General features: G+C 69.7%; 23 protein-coding genes. 17 read left to right on the forward strand and 6 right to left on the reverse strand.

Features of this window, described 5'->3' with window-relative positions:
- Positions 1–582 precede the first annotated feature (582 nt).
- Positions 583–1347 (reverse strand): IclR family transcriptional regulator, encoded by a 765-nt coding sequence (locus MZC64_RS29145; protein WP_282106082.1) that lies wholly within the window; start codon positions 1345–1347, stop codon positions 583–585.
- Between the two features lie 143 nt (positions 1348–1490).
- Between MZC64_RS29145 and MZC64_RS29150 the strand changes: the two genes are divergently transcribed.
- From MZC64_RS29150 to MZC64_RS29170, 5 genes are all read left to right on the forward strand, one after another.
- Positions 1491–2828, forward strand: a complete 1338-nt coding sequence (locus MZC64_RS29150; RefSeq protein ID WP_247762822.1) for an aromatic acid/H+ symport family MFS transporter — start codon at positions 1491–1493, stop codon at positions 2826–2828.
- 37 nt (positions 2829–2865) lie between these two features.
- Positions 2866–3567, forward strand: coding sequence for a ubiquinone/menaquinone biosynthesis methyltransferase (locus MZC64_RS29155; RefSeq protein ID WP_247762371.1), 702 nt, complete (start codon positions 2866–2868; stop codon positions 3565–3567).
- Positions 3568–3662: 95 nt separating this feature from the next.
- The gene (locus MZC64_RS29160; protein ID WP_247762373.1) at positions 3663–4088 is read left to right on the forward strand and encodes a cupin; all 426 of its coding nucleotides are present in this window, start codon (positions 3663–3665) and stop codon (positions 4086–4088) included.
- Positions 4085–4966 carry an SAM-dependent methyltransferase gene (locus tag MZC64_RS29165; RefSeq protein WP_247762375.1) on the forward strand — a complete coding sequence of 294 codons (882 nt, stop codon included), beginning with the start codon at positions 4085–4087 and terminating at the stop codon, positions 4964–4966. Before MZC64_RS29160 ends, MZC64_RS29165 begins: the two co-directional genes overlap by 4 nt.
- A 75-nt stretch (positions 4967–5041) precedes the next feature.
- Entirely contained in the window at positions 5042–5470 is a 429-nt protein-coding gene (locus MZC64_RS29170) for a MarR family winged helix-turn-helix transcriptional regulator (RefSeq protein ID WP_247762376.1), read from the forward strand.
- A gap of 139 nt (positions 5471–5609) precedes the next feature.
- On the opposite strand, the gene MZC64_RS29175 is transcribed toward MZC64_RS29170, so the two are convergent.
- Positions 5610–8198 carry an exo 1,3/1,4-beta-D-glucan glucohydrolase gene (locus tag MZC64_RS29175; RefSeq protein WP_247762824.1) on the reverse strand — a complete coding sequence of 863 codons (2589 nt, stop codon included), beginning with the start codon at positions 8196–8198 and terminating at the stop codon, positions 5610–5612.
- A 283-nt stretch (positions 8199–8481) separates the two neighbouring features.
- Entirely contained in the window at positions 8482–9048 is a 567-nt protein-coding gene (locus MZC64_RS48125; RefSeq protein ID WP_282106083.1) for a TetR/AcrR family transcriptional regulator, read from the reverse strand.
- 109 nt (positions 9049–9157) lie between these two features.
- Between MZC64_RS48125 and MZC64_RS29190 the strand changes: the two genes are divergently transcribed.
- Complete coding sequence (locus MZC64_RS29190) at positions 9158–10042, forward strand: LLM class F420-dependent oxidoreductase (protein ID WP_247762378.1); 885 nt, start codon at positions 9158–9160, stop codon at positions 10040–10042.
- Between the two features lie 9 nt (positions 10043–10051).
- Here MZC64_RS29190 and MZC64_RS29195 read toward each other — a convergent pair whose 3' ends face one another.
- The gene (locus tag MZC64_RS29195) at positions 10052–10525 is read right to left on the reverse strand and encodes a MarR family winged helix-turn-helix transcriptional regulator (protein WP_247762379.1); all 474 of its coding nucleotides are present in this window, start codon (positions 10523–10525) and stop codon (positions 10052–10054) included.
- Between the two features lie 79 nt (positions 10526–10604).
- Here MZC64_RS29195 and MZC64_RS29200 point away from each other — a divergent pair, with 79 nt between their 5' ends.
- A complete protein-coding gene (locus MZC64_RS29200) occupies positions 10605–10907 on the forward strand; it encodes a GNAT family N-acetyltransferase (RefSeq protein WP_247762380.1) in 303 nt (100 codons plus the stop codon).
- On the forward strand, positions 10907–11860 hold the full coding sequence (locus MZC64_RS29205; RefSeq protein ID WP_247762381.1) for a pirin family protein: 954 nt from the start codon (positions 10907–10909) through the stop codon (positions 11858–11860). Before MZC64_RS29200 ends, MZC64_RS29205 begins: the two co-directional genes overlap by 1 nt.
- On the opposite strand, the gene MZC64_RS29210 is transcribed toward MZC64_RS29205, so the two are convergent.
- Positions 11857–12132, reverse strand: a complete 276-nt coding sequence (locus tag MZC64_RS29210; protein WP_247762382.1) for a PLDc N-terminal domain-containing protein — start codon at positions 12130–12132, stop codon at positions 11857–11859. The genes MZC64_RS29205 and MZC64_RS29210 overlap by 4 nt on opposite strands.
- Positions 12133–12311: 179 nt before the next feature.
- On the opposite strand from MZC64_RS29210, the gene MZC64_RS29215 reads away from it, so the two are divergent.
- The 8 genes from MZC64_RS29215 to MZC64_RS29250 are packed head-to-tail and all read left to right on the forward strand — an operon-like array spanning position 12312 to position 20558.
- The gene (locus tag MZC64_RS29215; protein WP_247762383.1) at positions 12312–13628 is read left to right on the forward strand and encodes a hypothetical protein; all 1317 of its coding nucleotides are present in this window, start codon (positions 12312–12314) and stop codon (positions 13626–13628) included.
- Positions 13628–14926 (forward strand): sugar ABC transporter substrate-binding protein, encoded by a 1299-nt coding sequence (locus tag MZC64_RS29220; RefSeq protein WP_247762384.1) that lies wholly within the window; start codon positions 13628–13630, stop codon positions 14924–14926. Before MZC64_RS29215 ends, MZC64_RS29220 begins: the two co-directional genes overlap by 1 nt.
- Complete coding sequence (locus MZC64_RS29225) at positions 14923–15831, forward strand: carbohydrate ABC transporter permease (RefSeq protein WP_247762385.1); 909 nt, start codon at positions 14923–14925, stop codon at positions 15829–15831. The genes MZC64_RS29220 and MZC64_RS29225 overlap by 4 nt, the downstream gene beginning before the upstream one ends.
- Entirely contained in the window at positions 15828–16712 is an 885-nt protein-coding gene (locus tag MZC64_RS29230; RefSeq protein WP_247762387.1) for a carbohydrate ABC transporter permease, read from the forward strand. Before MZC64_RS29225 ends, MZC64_RS29230 begins: the two co-directional genes overlap by 4 nt.
- Positions 16713–16721: 9 nt before the next feature.
- Complete coding sequence (locus tag MZC64_RS29235; RefSeq protein ID WP_247762388.1) at positions 16722–17810, forward strand: ABC transporter ATP-binding protein; 1089 nt, start codon at positions 16722–16724, stop codon at positions 17808–17810.
- Positions 17807–18742, forward strand: coding sequence for an acetylxylan esterase (locus MZC64_RS29240; RefSeq protein ID WP_247762390.1), 936 nt, complete (start codon positions 17807–17809; stop codon positions 18740–18742). The genes MZC64_RS29235 and MZC64_RS29240 overlap by 4 nt, the downstream gene beginning before the upstream one ends.
- Positions 18739–19512 (forward strand): acetylxylan esterase, encoded by a 774-nt coding sequence (locus tag MZC64_RS29245; protein ID WP_247762392.1) that lies wholly within the window; start codon positions 18739–18741, stop codon positions 19510–19512. The genes MZC64_RS29240 and MZC64_RS29245 overlap by 4 nt, the downstream gene beginning before the upstream one ends.
- Entirely contained in the window at positions 19509–20558 is a 1050-nt protein-coding gene (locus MZC64_RS29250; protein ID WP_247762393.1) for a hypothetical protein, read from the forward strand. The genes MZC64_RS29245 and MZC64_RS29250 overlap by 4 nt, the downstream gene beginning before the upstream one ends.
- 81 nt (positions 20559–20639) lie before the next feature.
- Here the strand turns inward: MZC64_RS29250 and MZC64_RS29255 are convergent, their stop codons facing one another.
- A complete protein-coding gene (locus MZC64_RS29255; protein ID WP_247762394.1) occupies positions 20640–21473 on the reverse strand; it encodes an LLM class F420-dependent oxidoreductase in 834 nt (277 codons plus the stop codon).
- A gap of 133 nt (positions 21474–21606) precedes the next feature.
- Here MZC64_RS29255 and MZC64_RS29260 point away from each other — a divergent pair, with 133 nt between their 5' ends.
- Positions 21607–23151 (forward strand): recombinase family protein, encoded by a 1545-nt coding sequence (locus MZC64_RS29260; RefSeq protein WP_247762395.1) that lies wholly within the window; start codon positions 21607–21609, stop codon positions 23149–23151.
- The last annotated feature ends 134 nt before the right edge of the window (positions 23152–23285 follow it).

The following is a 23285-nucleotide window of genomic DNA, read 5'->3' on the forward strand; positions in this document are numbered from 1 at the left end:
CGCGCACGGCTCCCTCGCACCGCGCTCGCCGATTGCACACGGCTCCGACTCTGCGCGGGCGGGCCTGGCCACTGCCCCCTGGGCCCATCGCCGACCTGATGCGGCTTCACCCGCAGGTCGCGTGCGCCCGTCGCGGGGCCGCTCGGCGGGCTGGTCGGTCCCACCCGCCCTCGGCCGTGCTGCCCGCCCTCGGCCGTGCTGGCCCGCCCTCGGCCGTGCTGGCCCGCGCGCCACGGCCACGCTGGCCTGCGGTCGTCTGGCTGGCCGTTGGTTGTCCGGCTGGCCGGGGCCGTCGAGCCGTGTCGGCCGTTGAGCCGTGTCCGGCCCGCCTGCCGCGGCCGCCTCGCCCCGCCACGCCCGGCCCGCTACCTCTGGCCTGGCCCGGCCCGCTACCTCTGGCCCGCCCCCGCCACCGCTTCCTCTGCGGAACGCTTTTCGGGCCAAAAAGGTTGCTTTCCCGTCTGGATCTTGGGCTCGTTCGGGTGATTCGGCCCCTCTGGACGGCACCCACGCCAGCTCGGACGGCACCCACCCCGAGTCGGCGGCAACCTTCGCTCCCGTCCCATTCTACGGCCGCCGCTCCTACGGCCACTCCTCCTCCCCGGCCCCCAACCGCTGCTCGATCCCCATCGCCGCCGCCTGCAACCCCGGTGCCTGTTTCGCCAGATCAGCCCGCACCGTGTGCAGCACCATCCCCAGTGCCGCGATCACCGCCCCGTCGGCATCCCGCACCGGCACCGCTACCGAGCAGGTCCCCAGGGTCATCTCCTCTGAGGTCAGGGCGAATCCCCGGCGGCGCACTTCCTTCAGTTCCCGGGACAGGCGGCCGGGCTCCACGATCGTGTACTGGGTGCAGCGGGGTGGGTTGGTGGCGCAGAAGTGGCGGACGAATTCCGGGTCCTGGTGGGCGAGGAGGACCTTGCCTACTCCGGTGGCGTGCAGGGGGAGGCGGCTGCCGGCTCGGGAGATGATGGGGACTGATCTGTGGCCGCTCAGCCGGTCCACGTACAGGGCTTCGTGGCCGACTCTTACTGCCAGGTGGATGTTCTCCCGGGTGGATTCGTACAGGTCCTGCATGAAGGGGAGGGCTACTTCTCGTAGGCGGCTGGCGGCGGGGGTGAGCATGCCGAGTTCCCACAGGCGCAGGCCTATTCGGTAGGCGCCGTCGGGGTCTCGGGTGACCGCGCCCCAGGTGGTGAGGTCGCCGAGGAGTCGGTGGACGGTGGCCAGGGGGAGGGCGGAGCGGCGGGAGAGTTCGGAGAGGGTCTGGCGAGGGTGGGTGGGGGTGAAGGTGGACAGGAGGGTGAGGGCGCGGAGGGTCACTGAGCGGGGCGGGGGAGTGTCCATTGTGGACTCCTGGGGGTGTGCTAGAGAAAAAGGGGTGGGGGTGGGCTGGGGTTTTCCGCTCAGTGGAAGGGTAGCGTGGTAGTGGTTCGGGTCACGTTCCTAGGCTTGCCGGACCTTGGACGGCCGGCGAAGGAGCCCGCGTGATGCAGACCAGAAACCCGCGCCGCAGTTGGGTGCAGCCACTCTGCTGGACCGCTGTCCTGCTGGACGGATTCGACCTGGTGGTCCTGGGTGTGGTGTTACCCGTGTTGCTCGCCGACGGGGTGTGGGGGCTGACTGCGGGCACCGGCGCGGCGGTGTCGACCATCGGGTTGGTCGGGATGATGATCGGCGGGCTGACGATCGGGACCGTCACCGATGTCATCGGGCGCCGGAAAACGTTGATCTTGTCGGTGACGATCTTCTCCGTGTGCACGTTGTTGTGCGCGTTCGCGCCCTCGGCGCTGATCTTCGGGGCGTTGCGGTTCCTGGCGGGGTTGGGACTGGGTGGGTGTTTGCCTACGGCGATCAGCATGGTGTCCGAGGCCAGTGCGGAGCGGGGACGCTCCAGCAGCGCGGCCACGCTGGTGATGACCGGGTACCACGCGGGTGCGGTGCTGACTTCGTTGCTGGGACTGCTGTTGATCCCGCAGTTGGGGTGGCGGGCCATGTTCGTCGCCGGGGCGCTGCCCGCGCTGGTGTTGGTGCCGTTGATGATCCGGCATCTGCCGGAGTCCGCCGCCTTCGAGCGCGCCCGCGCCGAGGTGGCCGCCGGGTCGAGCACGGCCGCGGCGGGCACCGTGGTGCGCACGCTGTTCCAGGGCCGGCTGTTGCGGGCCACCATCGCGTTCTGGGTCAGCACCTTCCTCGGGCTGGTGCTGGTCTACGGGCTCAACACCTGGCTTCCGCAGATCATGCGCCAGGCCGGGTATCCGCTGGGTGACGCGCTCGGGTTGCTGCTCACCCTCAACGTCGGCGCGGTGGTCGGGCTGCTCATCGCCGGGCGGGTCGCGGACCGGGTCGGCGTGCGCAAATCGGTGATCGGCTGGTTCCTCGGCGCCGCGGTGTTCCTGGCCCTGTTCAGCCTGCGGCTGCCCACCCTCGGGCTGTACGTGGTGGTCTTCCTGGCCGGCTGCTTCGTCTTCAGCGCGCAGGTGCTGATCTACGCCTACACCCAGCACGTCTACCCGCCGCACGCCCGCGCCACCGGGCTGGGCTGGACCACCGGCATGGGCCGGCTCGGCGGCATCACCGGACCGCTGCTGGGGGGTTGGCTGGTCGCGGCGGGCATCGCCTATCCGTGGGGTTTCTACCTGTTCGCGGTGATCGGGCTGCTTGCCGCGGTGGCGGTGGCCGTGGTGGCCGGGCGCGGGGCGGGACGGGTGCCGACCGAACGGTCGGAACCGGCGCGGCCGGAGGCGGAACGGCAGGGGGCGAGGCGAGAGCCGGAAGCCGCGCCGGGAGCCCAGGCGGGAGCGGGGCCGGAGGCCGTGCAGGCGTGAGCGGGGGTGCGCCGGGGCCACTGGCATGCTGATGGTCATGGTGCGCGCGAACCTCGACAAGCAGACCAGCCAGGTGTCGGCCATGTTCGACCAGGTCGCCGACGGCTACGACCGCACCCGCGCCCGCCTGTGGTGGGGCCGGATGGACGCCTGGGGCCGGGAGATGGCCGCCGCGGCCGGCGCCGGACCCGGCAAGCGCGTCCTGGATGTGGCCGCGGGCACCGGGACCTCCACCGCGGCCCTGGCCGCCACCGGCGCGCGAGCGGTGGCCAGCGACCTCTCCCTCGGCATGCTCGGCGTGGCCGGCCGCCGCCACCCGGGCATGCCGCGGATCGCCGCCGACGCACTGGCGCTGCCCTTCGCCAGGGGCGCTTTCGACGCGGTGACCATCTCCTTCGGGCTGCGCAACATCGCCGACTCGACCGCCGCGCTGCGCGAGATGCTCGCGGTCACCCGGCCCGGCGGACGCCTGGTTGTCTGCGAGTTCAGCATCCCGCCGCAGCGCCTCAACGGCGCGCTGTTCACGGCTTACCTGCGGCACGTCATCCCGCTGATCGCCCGCCGGGTCAGCACCAACCCCGAGGCATACCAGTACCTCGCCGAGTCCATCCAGGCCTGGCACACCCCGCCCCGGCTCGGCGAGCAGCTCACCGCGGCCGGCTGGACCCGGGTGGCCTGGCGACCGCTCTCCGGGGGCGTGGTGCACCTGCACGTGGGCACCGCCCCGGCCGCGAAATAGCCCTGGGGGACACCGAATCCCGCCCCTCCGGGCACACCCAGCGGCAGCCCGGCGGGTCCCGGGAATAACCGTGACGGGAACCGCTTTCCGTCCACATGCGACTGTCGATCCGGGCCATCCTGGCCGCCCTGGCACTGCTTGGCTCGGTGCTGCTCGCCCCAGCCGCCTCCGCCACCCCCGCCCGCGGGGTCACCGCGAAACTGCTCGCCCAGCACACCGTCGGCGACACCGACTACGTGCTGCGTGAGATCACCATCGCCGCCGGCGGCAGCACCGGCTGGCACCGCCACCTCGGCACCCTGCACGGCGTGGTCCGCGGCGGCGTGCTCAGCCACTTCGCAGCCGACTGCGCCAGCGACGGCGTCTACCGCCGCGGCCAGACGATCACGGAACGGCCCGACTACGTGCACGTCGGCCGCAACCTGGGCACCGAACCCCTGGTCCTGGAAGTCCTCTACGTCCTCCCGCACGGCGCCCCGCTCGCCGTCGACGAACCCAACCCGGGATGTGAGTTCGAGTGAGCACCCAGATCCGGCTGCCCGTCGCCGTCGGGTTCACCGGCCTGATGACCGCCTACAACCGCGCGGTCGAAACCGCCCGCCCGGACGCGCTGTTCACCGACCCCCTGGCCGCCCGGTTCGTCGAGGTCGCCGGGGACACCACCCTGGCCGGACTGCCCCGGCTGGGACCCGCCGCCGAAGACGGCTCCTCCGAGCTGTGGACCGGCATGAACGGCTACCTCGCCGGCCGCACCGTCTGCTACGACCGGGCCATCCAGGCCGCCACCGCCAAGGAACACGGGCCGCGGCAGGTCGTGCTGCTCGGCGCCGGACTGGACACCCGCGCGTTCCGGCTCGCGCTGCCCGCCGGGACCGTGCTCTACGAGGTCGACACCGCCGAGGTGCACGAGTTCAAATCCGCCGTGCTCGCCGGGCATCTGCCCAGCACGCCACGGATCCCGGTGCCGGTGGACCTGCGGGAGGACTGGCCGCGGGCGTTGCGCCGAGCCGGATTCAACCCCGCCTGGCCGACCGTGTGGGTGGCCGAGGGACTGCTCATGTACTTCCCGGAAACCGCAGCCAACGCGCTCCTGGACACCGTCACCGAGCAGACCGCGGCCGGCAGCACCCTGCTCACCGAGTACATGTCCCGCCGCCCGCGGATGACCGACGCCGTGCTCACCGACCCGCAGGACCACGCGCTGTGCGAACTCCTGGTCGCCAACACCGTCGGCGGACCCGACCCGGACCCGGCGACCTGGCTGGCCGAGCACGGCTGGACCGGCGGACACCTCGACCTCCTGGACCAGCTCACCGAACTCGGCCGCCCGCACCCCACCCTGTTCGACCGGAGCATCCCCGAACCGCTGCGAGTGCACCTGATCTCCGGGCGGCACTGATCTACTGGGCGCACTGAAAATCCGGCCAACTGAACAGTCCACAGCCGAGCTGTACTTCTGATTAGGATTCGGGGCATGACGGACAGCGGGGAGCTGGCGGAGGAGCTGCGCACCGCGATCGGCGCCCTGGTGCGCACCGCGCGCGGCGGACAGCTGATGCCACCCGGCGAGCTGGCCCTGCTCGGGCACCTGGACCGGGAAGGCCCGCTGACCACCGCGGAACTGGCCGGGCGACGTCAGATCCGGCACCAGTCCGCGGCCAAGGCGGTCAAGGAACTCGTGGCCGCCGGACTCATCGAACCGGGTAGGCACGCCACCGACGGCCGCAAAGTGCCGCTGCGCCTGACCGCCGCCGGGCGGGAACTCCTGGACACCGAACGCCGCCGCCGCGCGGACCGGCTGGCCGCCGCGATCGAGGAACTCTCCCCCGGCGAACGCGCCGAGGTGGCCCGGCTGACCGCGTTGCTGACCCGCCTCACCGCGCACATCCGCGCCGAACAGTAAGACCCTTCGACACGGGGGTGCCCCGTCTGCCGCCCGCGCAGACGGGGCACCCCCGTTTTCCGAACCGGACTTCGCTGACCCGGCCGCGCGCCTACCGAACGGTCGGTAGACGCGCGGAATCCGGTCAACTCGACCGCGGCTAGGTCAGATCGGAACACTTCTTCGCGTCGGGATCACCGGCTGCCTTGGGCACCCAGCGCACGTTGGCGAAACTGGCCTGGAACGCGCCGTCGGTGTAGACCAGGAACGGCGTGTTGACCGCCTCCAGGTCCAGGCCCTTCTCCGCGAAACAGGACACCGGGATCTTCACCGTCTGCTTCTGCCCGACCGGCAGGTCGGTGAACAGCTTGGTCGCCGCCACCTCGCCCTGGCACGGGTAACCGCAGTGGGTGGAGATCACCGTGCGGTTGGCCGGGGCCTGGCCCACGATCACGTCGAAGACCAGCGCGCCGTTGGCGTTCTGGTAGCCGCGCAGGTCCTCGCCGGGAGCGGGGGCCTGCATGTACAGCTGACCGGGCGCGGTGCCGTTCCAGGTGGTCTTGAGCCCGTCGCCCTGCACGCTGACGTCGGTCGGCTCCACACTGATCGAGGCGTGCGCGGCGGTGCCGTCGGGACCGATCTCGGTGCCGCCCCAGCTCTCCGGCGACCCGATGTAACCCTTGAACGGCTTGATGTCCTTGCGCACGAACACTTCCAGGTCCTCATCCGCGGTGCCGCCACCGGGCGGGGAGCAGCTCTCCGGCGAGGTCTCGTCCAGCTTGCCGACGTTGCCGGTCTCCCAGTTCCGCAGGCCGTAGCCGTACTTGAACAGCGGGTCGTAGTCCTTCTGCTCCGCGTTGAGCGGCGTCTGACAGGCCGCCTTCGGCCAGGAGTAGGACAGCTTGCCCTGGTAGCCGAATCCGGTGTGCCAGCCGCGCACCAGCATGTCCGCCACGCCCGCGCCCTCGGTGCCCGGCAGCCAGGCCGCCACGAACGCGTCCGAGCGGTTCAGCTCCTTGTTCACGTGCAGCGGACGGCCCGCGACGTAGACCGTCACCACCGGGGCGCCCTTGCCCGCGACCTTGTCCAGCACGGCCAGGTCCTCCGGGAACAGCTTGGCCGCCTCCAGGGAACGCTTGCCGATGTCCCCGGTGCCCTCGGCGTACGGGGTCTCGCCGATGACCGCGATCACCGCGTCGAACTTCGCCGGGTCGACGTTCTCGGCCTTCTCCGCGAAGGTCACATTCGCCTCGCCGAGGGCCTGCTGGAGACCGCCGAGAATGGTGGTGCCGTTGGGGAAGTCGGCGTTGGTGTTGCCGGTGCCCTGCCAGGTCAGCGTCCAGCCGCCGGTCTGGTTCTGCAGGCTGTCCGCGCTCTTGCCGACCACCAGGACCTTGGACCGCGGCGAGAGCGGCAGCACCCGCTTGTCGTTCTTGAGCAGCACCTGCGACTTGCGCGCCGCCTCGCGGGCGATGTCCTTGGCGCGCTGGGCATCCGCCTTGCCGGCGTGCTCACGCTCGGAGGGCTTCTTGGCCTCGAACAGCCCGGAGCGCAGCTTCACGCGCAGGATGCGGGTGACCGCGTCGTCGATCCGCGCCATCGGGATCTCGCCGCTGGTGACCTGGGCGATGGTGTTGGTGAGGAAGGCTTTCCACTCGTGCGGCACCATGAACACGTCGATGCCCGCGTTCACCGCCCGCGCGCAGCTGGCGTTGGTGCAGCCGTCGACCTGGCCGTGGCCGTTCCAGTCGGAGACGACCAGACCGTCGAAGCCCATCTTGTTCTTGAGGACCTCGTCCACCATCAGCTTGGAGCCGTGGAGCTTGCCCTCCTTGATGCCCTGCTCCTCGTTCGTCCAGCTGTTGAACGAGATCATCACGCTCTGCGCGCCCGCGGCCAGCGAGCCGTAGTAGCCCTGCCCGTGGGTGTTGATCATGTCGGCCTTGGAGGAGGCGTTGACGCCCTGGTCCTTGCCCTTGGTGGTGCCGCCGTCGCCCATGAAGTGCTTGGCGGTGGCGATCACGCCGTCGGAGCCGATGCCGCGCGGGTTGTTGCCCTGCAGGCCGCGGGTGGCCTCGTAGCCGTAGGCGCGGGTGATCCGCGGGTCCTCGGAGAAGCCCTCGTAGGTGCGGCCCCAGCGGTCGTCCTTGACCACGGCGAGGGTCGGCGCGAACGCCCAGTCCTGACCGGTGGCGCGCACCTGCTCGGCGGTGGCCTTGCCGATGTCCCGGATCAGGCACGGGTCCTGCGCCGCGCCCAGGCCGATGTTGTGCGGGAAGACGGTGGTGCCGAAGACGTTGTTGTTGCCGTGCACGGCGTCGATGCCCCAGATCACCGGGATCTGGGTGCGGGACTCCTTCGACGCCTGCCAGTAGGCGTCGGCCAGGGTCAGCCAGTCCTGCGGGGTGGCCTTCTTGTTCTTGCCAGGCCAGGAACCGCCGCCGTTGAGCACGGTGCCGATGCCGTACTGCTTGACCTCGGCCGGGGTGATCGCGGCGATCTCCGGCTGGATCATCTGGCCGACCTTCTCCGCCAGGGTCAGCTCGGAGAGGATCTTGGCGATCCGCCGCTCGTCCGCGGCGTTGCGCCCGATGTTGCTCTTGACCTTGGGCCAGTCGGCGAAGGCGGGCAGCTTGTCCTGGATCCGGGCGCAGCCGTCCCAGCCCAGATCGGGCTTGCCCACCACCGGCTGCTTGGCCGCTGCGGTCACGTCCGGCTCCGGCGCGGCGCTGGCGATCCCGCCGGCCATGCTGACCCCGAGCAGCACGGCCAACCCGATCCGACAGGCGCGAGAGCCAACCGACGATCTTCTTGCCATGAACGATCCGTTCCCTTGAGGCGGAAGTTGCGGAGTGTTACGGCGCGGGCCTGGGAAAGCCGCGCCGATCCTGACCGCCCGGTTACATCCGTGTCAAGAGTTTGGTGGAAGCGCTCTCGCATGCTCCCGCCTGCGCATTCGGACTAGCGCTTGATCACTTACCTGAACCAGCAGCGTGGCAGGCGTGTCCGAATAGCGAAAGTTCCCGAATCGATCAGGTGCGCACGATCTGGCGAACCGCCTCGGTGACGGTCTCTCGCCGGGCCTTCTTGGTGGTGACGAACTTGGTCGAGGCCGCGTCCGGGTTACCCGGCGTCCACATCGTCGAGAGCACCAGCACCAGGCTCAGCAGGCCCGCCGCGGGGATGTGTCCCGGCAGCCGCCCGTCCGCCTGCGCGGCCTCGATCGCGGCGATCTTGTCCCGGTGCGCCTGCGCCACCCGCTCGTGCAGCGGCCCGTCCGCGCCGCGCTCCAGGCGGTGCCAGGCGGAGAGCCGGACCACCTCGGGGGACTGCCAGAACCGGTCGAAGAGCCGTCCCGCGTAGCCGGGCAGGTCGTCGGCGTCGATCGGCACCTCATTGACGGTGCCGTTGACCAGCAGGTCGAACGCGGCGTCGAAGAGCTGCTCCTTGTTGCCGAAGTAGGAGTAGATCATCGCCTTGTTGGCCTTGGCCTGCTCCGCGATCCGGTCCACCCGGGCGCCGGCGATGCCGTAGGCGGCGAACTCGGCGATGGCCGCGTCCAACAGCCGACGTTTGGTTTGTTCCGCGTCACGAGCCATTCCGGCAGGGAAACAGCGGGTAGTGGGTTTGTCAACAGAATGGTTGGTTGGCTGACAGTCCATTGTGGACTTGACCTGGAGTGTGCTCCAAGGTCTAGCGTCGGAGGGCATGCGACTGGGCATCCACCTCACCACCTTCAACCACCCCGCTGACCCGGCCGGACTGGCCGCCGAGCTGGCCGCTACCGGGCGTGCCGTCGAGGCCGCCGGCGCGGAAACGCTGTCGGTGATGGACCACTACTTCCAGATGGAACAGAACGGTCTGGCCGAACATCCGATGCTGGAGGGTTACACCACCCTCGGCTTCCTGGCCGCGCACACCAGCGCGGCCCGGCTGGGGCTGCTGGTCACCGGCGTCACCTACCGCCACCCCGGGCTGCTGGCCAAGATCGTCACCACCCTGGACGTGCTCTCCGGCGGCCGCGCCTTCCTCGGCATCGGCGCCGCCTGGTACGACCGGGAACACCGTGGCCTTGGCGTGCCGTACCCGGCCACGGCCGAGCGGTTCGAGCGCCTGGAGGAGACGCTCCAGATCTGCGGCCAGATGTGGGATCCGGCCGGCAACGGGGCCTACGCGGGCAAGCACTACCAGCTCGCCGAGACGCTGAACTCGCCGCCCGCGGTCAGTTCGCCACGGCCGCGCATCCTGATCGGCGGTGGCGGTGAGCGCAAGACGTTGCGGCTGGTCGCCCAGTACGCCGACGCCTGCAACCTGTTCGCCATCGGGGTGGAGGGGGTCAAACACAAGCTGGGCGTGCTGGACGCGCACTGCGCCGACCTGGGCCGCGACCCGGCCGAGGTTCAGCGCACCCTGCTCTACCGCAGCGCGGCCCTGGACAGTGGCGATCTGGACCAGACCACCCGCGAACTGGCCGAGTACGCCGCACTGGGCATCAGCACGGTGATCCTGGTGCCGCCGGGCGAGGGCAGCCCGGCGGAGTGGATCGAGCGGCGCTGCGTCCCGCTGGCGCCGAAACTCGCCGAACTCGGCTGAGCCACTCGGTCACTGCTGCGGGGGCTCGGCTGCCGACAGGTGGTCGAGCACGGTGCCGGTGATCTCGGTCAGCGCGGTCAGCTGGGCCGGGGTCAGCACGTCCGCGAAGTACCGGCGGACCTGGTCGACGTGCAGGGGCGCGGCCGCCTCGATGGTGGCGCGCCCCTGGCCGGTCAGGGTGGCGAAGGCGCCCCGGCCGTCGGTCGGGCACTCCTCGCGTTGCACCAGACCGCGGTCCTGCATGCGGGTGATCTGCTTGGACAGCCTGCTTTTCTGCCACTGGAGTTCGGCGCCGAGTTCGTGCAGCCGCAGCCTGCCGTCCGGGGCCTCGGACAGGCCGACCAGCACCGCGTAGTCGGCGTCGGACAGGCCGCTCTGCCGTTGCAGCTCGCGGGCCAGGTGGGAGAGCAGCCGGGACTGCATGGCCAGGAAGCCCCGCCACGCCTGATGCTGCCGCTCGTCCAGCCATTGCTCGCCTGCCATGGCACCCACTATAGCGATGTGGTTGACATGGAAACCAGAGCTGATTAGCGTCGGGGGTGACCCGGCGATCGGAGCGGTCATGGCTGAGCAGGACGTCCAGGTGACGCGGAACGAGCAGGCGAACCGGTACGAGGTGACCGTGGACGGCGTGCTCGCCGGGTTCGCCGAGTACCAGCTGCGGGACGGCCGCGCCTACTTCACCCACACCGAGGTGTTCGAGGAGTTCGGCGGCCGTGGACTCGGTGGCGTGCTGGCCGCGGACGCCTTGGCCGACACCGCAGGGCGGGACCTGGAGATCGTGCCGCTGTGCCCGTTCATCGCCCGCTACCTGACCCGCCACCCCGACTTCGCCGGCCGGGTGGCCTGGCCGGAGCAGGCGTGATGAGCAACCTCGACACCACCCCCGCGGTCACCCCCTGCCACGCCGGCGCCGGACCGGGCGCGGTCACCGAACTCCTGGAACCACGCGAGGTCCCGCTCGGCGGGCTGCGCGCGATGCGGGTGCAACGGCTGCTGCCGCAACGGGCCCGGCCCACCGTGGGCGCCTGGTGCTTTCTCGATGAGTTCGGGCCGCAGCGCCTGGACATGTCCGTGCTGCCGCATCCGCACATCGGGCTGCAGACCGTCACCTGGCCGCTGGCCGGGGAGATCCGGCACCGGGACACCGTCGGCTCGGACGCGGTGCTGCGGCCGGGGCAGCTGAACCTGATGACCGCGGGGCACGGGATCGCGCACTCGGAGTTCTCCGTCGGCGCCGACTCGGTGCTGCACGCGTTGCAGCTGTGGGTCGCGCTGCCCGCCGGCAAAGCCGATGTGGCACCACACTTCGAGCAGCACGTCCAGTTGCCGCGATACACCGGCGACGGGGTATCGGCCGTGGTGTTCATGGGCGCGCTGGGCGAGACCGTCTCGCCCGCGACCACCTACACGCCGCTGGTCGGGGCGGAGGTGACCCTCGAACCGGGTGGCGGTGCGCTGCCGCTGCGGCCGGACTTCGAGCACGCGGTGCTGGTGATCGACGGATCCGTGACCATCGACGGGGTGGAGCTGGCGGCCGGGCCGTTGCTCTACCTCGGGCTGGACCGCGCCAAGCTGGAGATCGGCAGTGCGGACGGGGCTCGCCTGGTGTTGCTGGGCGGCGAGCCGTTCCCGGACGACCTGGTGATGTGGTGGAACTTCGTCGGCCGCACGCACGAGGACATCGCCGCGGCCCGGGAAGCCTGGGAGGCCCCGGATCCGGTGCGGTTCGGGGTGATTCCCGCGCACAACGGGGAGCGGATCCCGGCGCCGGTGCTGCCGACCGTCCGGCTCACTCCCCGCCGCTCACGTCGTTAGCCGGTGTAGGTGCCCTGTTTCACCAGCTGGGCCGATTTGCCGAAGATGAACCAGCCCAGGCTGCCCAGGAACGGGTAGGCCAGCGCGACCACGATCCACAGGAACTTGCCGCCGCCGGTGAGCCGCTGGCTGCGCAGGATCGAGATCAGCGCGAACAGGAACAGCAGCAGGTACAGGATCCCGATGATCCCGCCGGCGACGCCGAAGAGGACCCCGGCGATCCGGGTCAGCATGTCCTCGGGATTGTCTTGCGCGAGCACAGTGAGCAACATGCCCGGAAGGTAAGGCCGGAACCGGAAATCGGCCCGCCCAGTCCCCGATGATCAATCGATCGGGTGGCGAACCCGACGATCGGCGCTGTCGACGTACCCGCCCCGCGCGCTAGCTTTCGGGCACCGCGACAAACGAACCATTTGCGAACCTGGTGCGGAACACCGGCGGCGAGGTGGTCATGGAAACGGTGCTGGGACTGGTTTTCCACGCCCAGGGGCTGGCGACCTTCCAGGAGGCCGCGCGCACCCTGGCCGGGGTGCGCCTGGAGTGGGTGACCTACGAACGCGAGGAGCAGATCCGGCCCGCGGTGGCGCGACTGCTTGCGCGGCAACACCTCGACGGGTTGCTGCTCGGTCTGATGCCCTATGCCGAATGCCGGGATCTGCTGCCGCCGGACCTGCAGGTCACCGTCACCAAACCGGTCGCGCTGGACCTGTCGCTGATGTTCTGCCGGGTGCTGGCCAGGGGCTGGGCCGCGCAGCCGGTCAGCATCGACACCTTCGAGACCGGGATCGTGGACGAGGTCGCCGCGGCGCTCGGCGCGGATCGCGCCCGGATCGCGGTGCTGCCGTACGCGCCGGAGCAGTCGCCGGCGGAGATCGTGGCCTTCCACCGGGAGTTCCTGGCTCGCGAGCCCGGCGGGTGCGCGCTGACCATGCGCACCGCGGTGGCCAGGGAACTCGGCGCGGGCCGCCTGGTTACCACCGAGCAGGTGGTCTCCACCGTGCGCGCCCAGCTGCACGAGCTGGTGCTGCGGATCGAATCCCAGCGGGCCAGTGCGCAGCGGTTCGCCGCCGGGGTCTTCTTACTGTCCACAAGGGACGGTGCGGTGGACCTGGACCGGACCAGAGTGCGGTTGCTGAACCTGCTGGTGCAGACCAGCGAGTTCGCCGACGCGTGGATCGAGAACCGGGACCGGCGCGGCGTGGTGGTCTTCGCCCAGCACGCCCTGTTCGAGCGGATCACCGACCACTGGGTGTCGGTGCCGGTGCTCGGGCACGCCGAGGCCGCGCTCGGCTCCCGGGTGGTCGCCGGGTTCGGCGTGGGCGCCTCGGCCCGCAACTGCGTGCTGCTGGCCGAACGCGCCGCCGCCCGCGCCGAGGCCGAGGGTGTTTCCTGCGGCTACCTCATCGACGACAGCGGGGTGATCATCGGCCCGATGGGCCGGGCGCAGCCCGCGCTGACCTTCGCCTACCGCGCGCACACCGCCGAACTGGAAACCCTGGCGCGCGGTGCCGGCCTGAGCACGGTGACCCTGTCCCGGCTGGCCGCGCTGGAGAAGACCTTGCACGGCAAGGCGATCGCGCCCAGCGACCTGGCCGACTCCCTCGGCATCACCGATCCCAGCGGGCGCAGGCTGATCCGCAAGCTCATCGCCGGCGGCCTGGTGCGGGCGGACGGCACCGCGCAGAACCACCGCAAGGGCCGCCCGACCCGGCTGTACCGGCTGGCGATCGGCGACGCGGTCCAGGCGGTCACGGGAAGGGAATCGTGATGGGCCTGTCCCGCCGCACCCTGCTCACCGCGGCCGCCGCGCTACCCGTGCTCGCCGCTTGCGGCCGGAGCGGTCAGCGCACCGGCGCGGTCTGGTTCGAGGGCTGGGACTACGAGGCCACCCTGGTGCAGCAGAACCTGGACAGCTTCGGCCAGGCCAACCCGGACCTGCGGATCGAGTACACCCCGATCACCAGCGCCCAGTACGTGCGCAAGGTGGTCGCCGAGTTCACCGGCGACAACGGGCCGGACGCGCTGTACTGCTACGACGATTCCCTGGCCAGCTGGGCGCAGGCCGGCTACCTGCAACCGATCGACGACCTGCCCGGGGTGGATGAAGTCTACAAAGGACTGTACGAGTCCAACGCGAAAGCCATGACGTACCAGGGAAAACGGTACGGGCTGCCGTACTACACCGACTGCCACGGACTGCTGTACAACGCCGAACTGCTCGGCAAGGCCGGGATCAGCACCCCACCGGCCAGCCTGGACGAGCTGGAGGCGCAGGCGCTGCGCATCAAAGAGGCCGGGATCCTGCGCTATCCCATTGGTTTCCCGGCCCAGCTCTCCGACACCTGGTCCGGCTGGATCTGGACCGTGCTCTACGGCAGCGGCGGCGCGCTGTTCACCGACGACCTGCGCCCCAACGCCGGCAACGACCCCGCGGTCCGGGACGTGCTGGCCTGGGTGCGGCGGGCGGCCACCGTCACCAAGGTGATCGACCCTGCCTCACTGCAGCAAACCCCGGTGCCCCTGGATAACGCGTTCATGGCCGGGCAGTACGCCTTCACCATCGGCGCCCGCTACGCCGCCCGCGCCTTCAACGACCCGGCCCGGTCCAAGGTCGCCGGACGAGTGAAACTCGGCTACGTGCCCAGCCTGGACGGGCGGCGACTGGGCACCGCGGGCAATACCCGGATGTACTGCCTGGCCGCGCACACCCAGGTCAAGGACCAGGCGTTCCGGCTGCTGCGCTACCTCGGCGGCTACGACGAACGGGGCAGCCCGCTCACCGCCCGGTTCTGGTTTCTCAAACGCGGACTGGGCTTCGCTTTCCCGGCCCTGGAACGGGATCCGGAGATCACCAGCGCGCTGGCCAAGTTCACCGACCCGGCCGTCTACTCCGAGCTGGCCGGGATGGCCAAGGCCCGCAACGTCCTAGCTGTGCCCTGGTACGCCGAATACGAGCACGGCCTGCAGAAAACCGTGCAGCGCCTGCTCACCGACCAGACCGACGCCGCCGGGGCCGCCGCCGCCCTGGACCGCAGCGCCGAGCTGCTCGCCCGGAGGTACTCGTGACCGCCCCCGCCAAGACCCGCAAACCCTGGAGCGACACCGCCCGCGGCTACGCGATGAACGCGCCCGCGCTGCTCGCCCTGCTGCTGCTGGTGGCCTATCCGATCGGCTACTCGTTCTGGGTGAGCCTGCACCGGGACAACCTGGCCCAGCCCGCGGTGCGCAAGTTCATCGGCCTGGACAACTATCTGTCCTTAGTGGACGATCCCGCGTTCCTGCGTTCGCTGGGTGTGTCCGCGTTGTTCGTGCTCACCGTGGTCGGCGCCACTGTGCTGCTCGGCCTGTCCATGGCCCTGGTGCTCAACGAGACCTTCTTCGGCCGTGGGGTGCTGCGCAGCCTGGTGCTGCTGCCCTGGGCGATGCCCGGCGTGGTCAACGGACTCATGTGGCGCACCGTGTTCGACGCGAAAACCGGCGCGCTCAACGGATTGCTCACCGATCTCGGCTGGATTGACGAGTACCAGGCCTGGCTGTCCTCGGCCACCGGCGCGTTCCTGCTCACCGCCTTCGCCCAGGTCTGGAACACCCTGCCGTTCGCGGTGATCATCCTCCTGGCCGGGCTGTCCACCATCCCCGGCGAGCTGTACGACGCGGCCACCGTGGACCGGGCCGGGCCCTGGCAACGCTTCCGCGAGGTCACCCTGCCCTGGCTGCTGCACCCGCTGCTGATCGTGCTGATCCTGGAGACGATGAACGCCTTCCGGGCCTTCGACACCATTTACGTGCTCACCGGCGGCGGCCCCGGCGACGCCACCGGCACCGTTGCTTTGCTGACCGTGCAACGGGTGCTGAGCTACACCGACGTCGGACTCGGCAGCGCCTACGCGTGGGTGATCACGCTGATCACCATGGTGGTCTCGGTCGGCTATGTCGGGCTGCTCTACCGGCGAGGGAGCTTCGAGGTATGACCACGATCCCACTGCGCTACCGCATCCCGTGGAAGAAGATCCTGGTCTCGGTGCTGGCCCTGGTCTTCGCCGCCTACCTCGTACTGCCGTTCTACTGGATCGTCGCGATGAGCTTCATGACCGAGGCCGACGCGAATTCGCTGCCACCGCAGTGGATCCCGGATCAGCCGACCCTGGAGAACTACCGCGCCTTCGTCGACCCCACCGCCGCCCAGGCCCTGGTCGGCGGGCGGGCAGTGAAGGAAACCCCGTTCGCACTGGGCAACAGCCTCCTGGTGGCCACGCTGACCGCGCTGCTCAACCTGCTGCTCGCGGTGTTCGCCGCCTACTCCTTCTCCCGGCTCAACTTCCGCGGCAGCCGGGTGCTGCTCATCCTGTACCTGGTCACCAGGATGGTGCCGGGGGTGGCCATCATCGTGCCGTTCTACCTGCTGATGCGGCAGCTCGACCTGCTCGACACCTACTGGGCGCTGATCCTGTCCTACACCACCTTCGCGCTGCCGGTGACCATCTGGGTGCTCAAGGACTTCTTCCGCGCGGTGCCACGGGAACTGGAGGACGCGGCCCGGGTCGACCGGTGCGGCTGGTTCCGCACCATGTTCTCGGTGGTGTTGCCGATCTCCGCGCCCGGACTGGTCGCCGCCGCCGTGTTCTCCTTCATGACCGCCTGGAACGAGTTCATGTTCGCGCTGTTCCTCACCAGCACCACCGCGGCCAAGACCATGCCGGTGATCGCGGCCAACTTCGCCACTGACATCAACACCCAGTTCACCGTGATGGCCGCCTCCGGCGTGCTCGCCGTGCTGCCGCCTTTGGTGCTGGTGCTCATCTTCCAACGGCTCATCGTGACCGGTATGGCCGCCGGTTCGGTCAAGGGATAGGGAGGGCCGATGGCCGAGGTACGCCTGGAACGGGTGCGCAAGGAATTCGGCCGCGCCACCGCGGTCGAGGATCTCACCCTCACCGTGCGGGACCGGGAGTTCCTGACCCTGGTCGGCCCGTCCGGCTGCGGCAAATCCACCACGCTGCGGATGATCTGCGGCCTGGAACGGCCCAGCGGCGGGGAAATCTTCTTCGACGAGCAGCCGGTGGGCTATCTGCCCGCGAACAAACGCGATGTGGCCATGGTGTTCCAAAGCTACGCGCTCTATCCACATCGGACGGTCGCGCAGAACATCGGGTTCGCGCTGAAGATGATGCGGGTGCCCAAACCGGAAATCGCGGAGAAGGTGCGCACCGCCGCTGAAGCCCTGGGCATCACCGACCTGCTCGACCGCAAACCCCGCGAACTCTCCGGCGGCCAACGCCAACGCGTGGCCTTGGGCCGGGCCATCGTCCGCGATGCGGGCGCCTACCTGCTCGACGAGCCACTGTCCAATCTGGACGTCCAGCTGCGGGTGCACATGCGCGCGGAGATCAAACGCCTGCACGCCGACCTGTCCCGCACCTTCATCTACGTCACCCACGACCAGGTCGAGGCGATGACCATGTCCGACCGGATCGCGGTGATGTCCGACGGGAAACTCCAGCAGTGCGCGCCACCCGAGGAGATCTACCAGCGGCCGGCCAACCGGTTCGTGGCCGCGTTCATGGGCAGCCCGCCGATGAACCTGCTGCCCGGTGAGATCCGCGACGAGGACGGGGTGCGCCGGTTCCGCGGCGGGGGAGTGGTGCTCGACCTGCCCCCGGCCGCCGCCGACGTGCCCACCGGCGAGGTGGAGCTGGGCATCCGGCCCGAGCACGTGCGGATCGCGGATATGCCCCGGCCCGGTTACCTGCCCGGCCGGGTGTTCGTGGCCGAACTGCTCGGCTCCGACGTGCTGGTCACCGTCGACGTCGGCGACGCCCTGGTCAAGGCCAGGGTGCCGTCCCCGTTCCTGCTCAGCCAGGACAGCTTTGTCCACATCGGACTCGACCCGGCCCAGATCCACCTGTTCGCGGCCGCGGACGGCCGCGCCCTGACGAGAGGACGACCGTGACCGCCACCCGCGACCCCGCCACCGCGGTGCTCACCGTGCCCCGGCCGCCGGACTTCACCGAGTTCTGGGCGCAGACCCTGGACGGTCTGCCCGAACCCGACGCCGCCCTGGCCTACCTGCCCACCCTGTCCACCGACACGGTGGCCGTGTTCGACCTGCGCTACACCAGCTACCAGGACGTCGAGATCGCCGCCTGGTACGCGGTGCCCCGCGGCGAAGGCCGCGTTTTCCCCGGCCTGGTCACGATTCCGGGCTATATCAGCGAACCCGACGTGCCCCGGTACTGGGCCGAGCTGGGCTACGCCACCCTCTCGGTGGCCCCACGCGGGAAACTCCGCTCCAACGCGGTGTTCAACCCCGGCTACCCCGGCCTGCTCACGCACAACATCGTCGACCACCACACCTACGGCTACCGCGGCTTCTACGCCGATGTGATCCGCGCCCTGGACGTGCTCGCCGCCCGGCCCGAGGTCGACGAGCAGCGGATCGGTGTGCAGGGCTCCAGTCAGGGCGGCGGACTCGGCATCGTCAGCGCCGCACTGCGCCCGGACCTGGTCCGCTGCTTCGCCGCCGGGGCGCCGTACCTGTGCGGGATCTGGGCCTCTACCAAGCTCACCCATTCCTATCCGTACGAGGAGATCACCGAGTACCTGCGGGTGCACCCGGAGCACGCCGAGGCGATCCAGCAGTCGGTGGCCTACTACGACGGCATGAACTTCGCGCCGCTGGTGCGGGCGCCGTCCTATGTGTACCTCGGCCTGGAGGACGATGTGTGCCCGCCGGAGACCGGATTCGCCGTGTTCCGCGAACTCGGCGGGGACAAGGTCCTGGACACCTACGCGGGCTGCGCGCACCACGCCGGCCTGCACTGGGTGCAACCCAAGATCGAGGCGTTCCTGGCCGGACACCTGACCCCGGAGGCGGTGCGATGAGTGAGTTCGACCAGTACTGGCGGGCCGTGGACGAGGAGCTGGCCGCGGTCCCGGCCGGACCGGTGCTCACCGAGGTCCCTGCCAGGTCCACAGTGGACTTCACCGCCTACGACGTGCACCTCACCAGCATCGGTCCGTACCGCATCTTCGGCTTCCTCAGCATTCCCACCGGCGCCGGGCCGTTCCCCGCGGTGCTGGAGACCCCGCGCTACGGCAGTGTCAACCAGCCCCCGCACTACCGGGACCGGCTGCGCTACCTGACTTTCACCGTGATGCACCGTGGCCAGCGCCTCGCCGACGTGCCCTTCCAGGCCGGCTATCCCGGACTGGCCACCCTCGGCATCGAGGATCCACTGTCCTATGTGTACCGAGGAATAGTCGCCGATTGCCTGCGCGGCGCGGAATTCCTGCGCTCCTGCCCGGAGGTCGACCCGGCCAGGACCGCGGTCACCGGCGATGACCTGGCCCTGCTCACCGCCGCCCGCCGCCCCGGCTTCGCCGCGGTGCGCAGCTCCGGGCCGCCGGAGGTCGAGCAGGAGATCGCCGACCGGCTACACGCCTACCCGGAGCACACCGACCGCATCCAGCACACCAGGTCCCTCTTCGACCCGGACCGGCATGCCGAGTCGATCACCGCCGCCACTCTGCGGGTGGGCCGCGATCTCCAGCTCAGCCACCGGGACGCCGAGGACGACGCGACTCTGGACACCTGGCTGGCCGGCCAACTCGGCGTGGCCCCGATGAGCAAGTTCGGCCTGGTGCCCCGATGACCTACCAGGATCTCGGCATCCGGCCGGTGATCAACGCCGACTCCACCCTGACCAGGCTCGGCGGCTCGGTGCTGGCGCCCCCGGTGGCCGCGGCGATGGTGGCGGCGGGGCGGGAGTTCGTGGACCTGGCCGAACTGCACCGCGCGGTCGGCGACCGGCTGGCCGAGCTGACCGGCAACGAAGCCGGGTACGTGACCTGCGGCGCCTGGGCGGGCACCGTGCACGCGGTGGCCGCCTGCCTGGCCGGCGCCGACCCGGAGCTGGCGGCGCGGCTGCCGGACACCCGAGGGCTGCCCAGGGACGAGGTGGTGGTGTTCGCCGCGCAGCGCAAGGGATATGAGGAGGCGGCCCGGCTCACCGGGGCGAAACTGACCACCGAGATCGGGCCGCGTACCGCGGCGGTGCTGTGGTACGCGGGCCCGCGTTTCGCCGAGGGCGCGCCGGAGCTGGCCGAGGTGGTGGCCACCGGGGTGCCGGTGATCGTGGACGCGGCCGCGCAGATCCCGCCGATCAGCACTCTGTGGCGGCACACGGTGGAACTCGGCGCGGCGGCCGTGGTTGTCAGTGGTGGCAAGGGATTGCGCGGACCGCAGTCCTCCGGGCTGGTGCTGGGCAGGCGATCGCTGATCGAGGGCTGCCGGGTGCACGGCTCGCCGAACCACGGGGTCGGGCGCGGCATGAAGGTGGGCAAGGAGGAACTGCTCGGCCTGCTCGCCGCGGTGGAATGGAACCTGGCCCAGGACGAGACCGCGGTGCTGGCCGGGTACGAGGCGGCGGTGGACCGGTGGCTGACCGGACTGGCCGCGGTGCCCGGGGTACGCCTAGAGCGCGGCTATCCCAGCGAAGCCGGGCAGCCGCACTCCCGGGCGATCGTCCACATCGGACCGGACCGGGATCGGGTGGTGGCCGCCTTGCTGGCCGGGGAACCCAGGGTCGCGGTCGGCGTGCTCGGCGCGGACGCGATCGCGCTGAACCCGCAGACCGTGGCCGCCGAGGAGGTCGACCTCGTGCTGACCGCGGTGCTGCAGACCTTGCGGACGCGGTAGACCGAGGCCGGCCGTCGAGTTGGCCCAACCGGGACACCCAACTGGGCCAACTGGGCGTACGACTTGGGCCAACTCGGCGTGTTAGCCGAGTTTGACGAAGGTCTCCAGCTCGCGGGCGATCTCGTCCGGGCCGGTGTCGTAGGTCGGGAACAGCACCAGTTCGTCCACGCCGAGTTCGCGGTACTCCTCCGCGTCGGCCTGGGTCGGCGGGGTGGGGGACTGGACCAGGTGGATGCGCAGGCGGCCCAGGCGTTCCGGGCGGTCTACCTGGTCGGCGGCCTTGCGTAGCCCGGCCAGGCTGCGGTGCAGATCCTCGGCGTTGCCGGCCACTCCGTACCAGCCGTGGCCGCGGGAGACCGCGCGCCGGTAGGCCGCCGGGCTGTGGCCGCCGACCACGATCCGCTGGTCGGCCGGTTTCGGGTGCGCGTCCACGTTGGCGAACCGGGCGAACTTCCCGTCGAAGGACGGCGCGTCCTGCCGCCACAACGCGTTCATCGCGTCCAGGTACTCGTCGGTGCGCGCGCCGCGTTCGGACATCGGCACGCCCACCGCGGTCATTTCCGGTTCCAGGTAGCCCGCGCCGACGCCCAGGGTGAACCGGCCCCGGCTGAGATGGTCCAGGCTGGCCACCTGCTTGGCCAGCACCACGGGATTGCGTTGCGGCAGAATGATGATCGCGGTGCCCAGTTCGAGGCGCTGGGTGACCGCGGCGACGAAACTCAGGTGCACCAACGGGTCCAGGATCGGTTCCAGGGGGTTCATCGGGGTGTCCGCGGGGGCCGGGCTGGGCAGCACCACGTGCTCGCTGGCCCACCAGCCGCGCATACCCAGGTCCTCGGCCAGCCGGGCCAGCCGGGTGGTCTGCTCGGGGTCCACCGTGTGTCGCAGGTTCAGCCCCTGCACGCTCAGATCCATGCCGCCATCGTCTGGCCGATTCGGCCCCGCGTCCAAGACCTGTTGTTATAGCCTGTTGCTATGGAGCCTCACCTGCGGGATCTGCGCTACTTCGTGGCGGTAGCTACGGATCTCCTACTGCATACTTCGGTCTATGACTACCACGCCGCCACGTCGGGAACGGGGTCGGACGCTGATCGAGCGGGACCCTGACCAGCTAGTTTGGGCACTCTCGGCCCGCGAGTCCAAGGTACCGGCCGGACGCGGTGCCGACGACGCGGGTCAAGTCGATCACCAGTTGGATGATCTCCGTAAGTTCGTCAAAGGCATTGGCGGGCGAATCGAGCGTGAAGTACCTGAACCGAATGTTTCCTCATTCAGGCGAAAGCGCGTCAAGTTGCCGGATGGCACGTTCGGCTATCGGGTGGTCCGGCCTGATTGGGAAGCGATTCTGACGGCGTTGCGTCGCGGTGAATGTAACGCACTCGCGGTTGTGGACATTGACCGCGCGACGCGTGACCCGCGCATTCTGGAAGACCTGATCGACGTGGTCGAGTTGTACGGCGTGTATGTCGTCAGCATGACCGGGAACATTGATCTGTCGTCGGATGCGGGTATCGATTCCGCGCGCAGCCTAGTCAACCAGCGCAATTCCGAGTCCCGGAACACCTCGCGGCGCGTAGTGGACGGAAAGCGGCGGGCCGCGTACGCGGGCAAGAATCATGGCGGCCGACTGCGCCCGTTCGGATGGCGCAAGGACCGTATAACCCTGAACAAGCGAGAGTCAGCGCATATCGTAGAGGCGGTTCCGCGTATTCTTGCGGGTGTCAGTCCTCTGAACCTGGCGAAGCAATGGAACAAGCGCGGGATTAAGACGGTCACCGGCGTGCCGTGGCTTGCGGGCACTATTCGCGGCATGTTTTTCCGGCCGCGTATCTGCGGATTCGTCACCCATCATGGTGAGGCGCTGAGGGATGAGAATGGCCAGCCGGTGCGCGGGCAATGGGAACCGATTCTCACCGAAGAACAGTACGAGGCTGTCAAGCGGGCGTGGTCGCCTGCGGCACGGGGCGAACAATCACGGTTGGGTGCTAAGGGTCGCGGCTACCGCACTATCTACCTGTTGTCGCCGTTCGTGCGGTGCGGCAAATGCAACGCCCGAATGATCGGCGCAACCCGTCGCGACCCGCGCACCAAGAAACTAGTTGCGGTCTACCGGTGTCAGGCCAAAGGGGCCGGGGGTTGCGGCGGGATTGCGCGCGTGGCCGAACCGATCGATGAATACATTAAGGCACTGGTCATCGCAGACCAGCAAAGAATCGAGTCACGCAAAGTGGAGGAACTGCCGCCGTGGCCGAAAGAGAAAGAACTGGCGGGCTACATTGCTCGAATTGAGGAGTCCATTCGCAAGTACGAGGCGGGCGAGTACTCCGCAGAGCTTCATTTCCCCAGCCTTGCGCGCATGGAAGCCAAAGTAGCGGAACTCCGCCGCGAACAACACCGGTACAACGCGCGACAGGACGCACGTCGAAGCTTCGTAGCCGACCTGGCCAAGGAGTGGGAGAACCCGGAATTCACGATGGAACAGAAACAGGCTGCAATCGCCAAGAGCCTGACCGCCGTCGTGATCCAGTCTGCGGGCAAGGGCGTCCGATTTCACCCAGACCAACTCACGCCTGTATTTCGCCAAGACACATAAAGCCCCATCGTGGTTGGGTCGGCATACCGCGTTCCCTGGGGTGTTCCGGTGCCGTTCCAGTTGCCCGGCTTTGCCTCCCCAACCCATGTTCACGCTGGTCAGACTGTGGAGGCTGCGGCGGGGACTCGGCGGGG

The organism is Crossiella sp. S99.2 (assembly GCF_023094165.1).
Lineage (GTDB): Bacteria > Actinomycetota > Actinomycetes > Mycobacteriales > Pseudonocardiaceae > Crossiella.

Coding starts and splice junctions, on each gene's coding strand:
- MZC64_RS29190 (WP_247762378.1), top strand. CDS start 9,158: ATGCGACTGGGCATCCACCTCACCACCTTCAACCACCCCGCTGACCCG.
- MZC64_RS29200 (WP_247762380.1), top strand. CDS start 10,605: ATGGCTGAGCAGGACGTCCAGGTGACGCGGAACGAGCAGGCGAACCGG.
- MZC64_RS29150 (WP_247762822.1), top strand. CDS start 1,491: ATGCAGACCAGAAACCCGCGCCGCAGTTGGGTGCAGCCACTCTGCTGG.
- MZC64_RS29170 (WP_247762376.1), top strand. CDS start 5,042: ATGACGGACAGCGGGGAGCTGGCGGAGGAGCTGCGCACCGCGATCGGC.
- MZC64_RS29155 (WP_247762371.1), top strand. CDS start 2,866: ATGGTGCGCGCGAACCTCGACAAGCAGACCAGCCAGGTGTCGGCCATG.
- MZC64_RS29230 (WP_247762387.1), top strand. CDS start 15,828: ATGACCACGATCCCACTGCGCTACCGCATCCCGTGGAAGAAGATCCTG.
- MZC64_RS29220 (WP_247762384.1), top strand. CDS start 13,628: ATGGGCCTGTCCCGCCGCACCCTGCTCACCGCGGCCGCCGCGCTACCC.
- MZC64_RS29195 (WP_247762379.1), bottom strand. CDS start 10,525: ATGGCAGGCGAGCAATGGCTGGACGAGCGGCAGCATCAGGCGTGGCGG.
- MZC64_RS29250 (WP_247762393.1), top strand. CDS start 19,509: ATGACCTACCAGGATCTCGGCATCCGGCCGGTGATCAACGCCGACTCC.
- MZC64_RS29215 (WP_247762383.1), top strand. CDS start 12,312: ATGGAAACGGTGCTGGGACTGGTTTTCCACGCCCAGGGGCTGGCGACC.
- MZC64_RS29175 (WP_247762824.1), bottom strand. CDS start 8,198: ATGGCCGGCGGGATCGCCAGCGCCGCGCCGGAGCCGGACGTGACCGCA.
- MZC64_RS29205 (WP_247762381.1), top strand. CDS start 10,907: ATGAGCAACCTCGACACCACCCCCGCGGTCACCCCCTGCCACGCCGGC.
- MZC64_RS29145 (WP_282106082.1), bottom strand. CDS start 1,347: ATGGACACTCCCCCGCCCCGCTCAGTGACCCTCCGCGCCCTCACCCTC.
- MZC64_RS48125 (WP_282106083.1), bottom strand. CDS start 9,048: ATGGCTCGTGACGCGGAACAAACCAAACGTCGGCTGTTGGACGCGGCC.
- MZC64_RS29260 (WP_247762395.1), top strand. CDS start 21,607: ATGACTACCACGCCGCCACGTCGGGAACGGGGTCGGACGCTGATCGAG.
- MZC64_RS29160 (WP_247762373.1), top strand. CDS start 3,663: ATGCGACTGTCGATCCGGGCCATCCTGGCCGCCCTGGCACTGCTTGGC.
- MZC64_RS29255 (WP_247762394.1), bottom strand. CDS start 21,473: ATGGATCTGAGCGTGCAGGGGCTGAACCTGCGACACACGGTGGACCCC.
- MZC64_RS29235 (WP_247762388.1), top strand. CDS start 16,722: ATGGCCGAGGTACGCCTGGAACGGGTGCGCAAGGAATTCGGCCGCGCC.
- MZC64_RS29245 (WP_247762392.1), top strand. CDS start 18,739: ATGAGTGAGTTCGACCAGTACTGGCGGGCCGTGGACGAGGAGCTGGCC.
- MZC64_RS29210 (WP_247762382.1), bottom strand. CDS start 12,132: ATGTTGCTCACTGTGCTCGCGCAAGACAATCCCGAGGACATGCTGACC.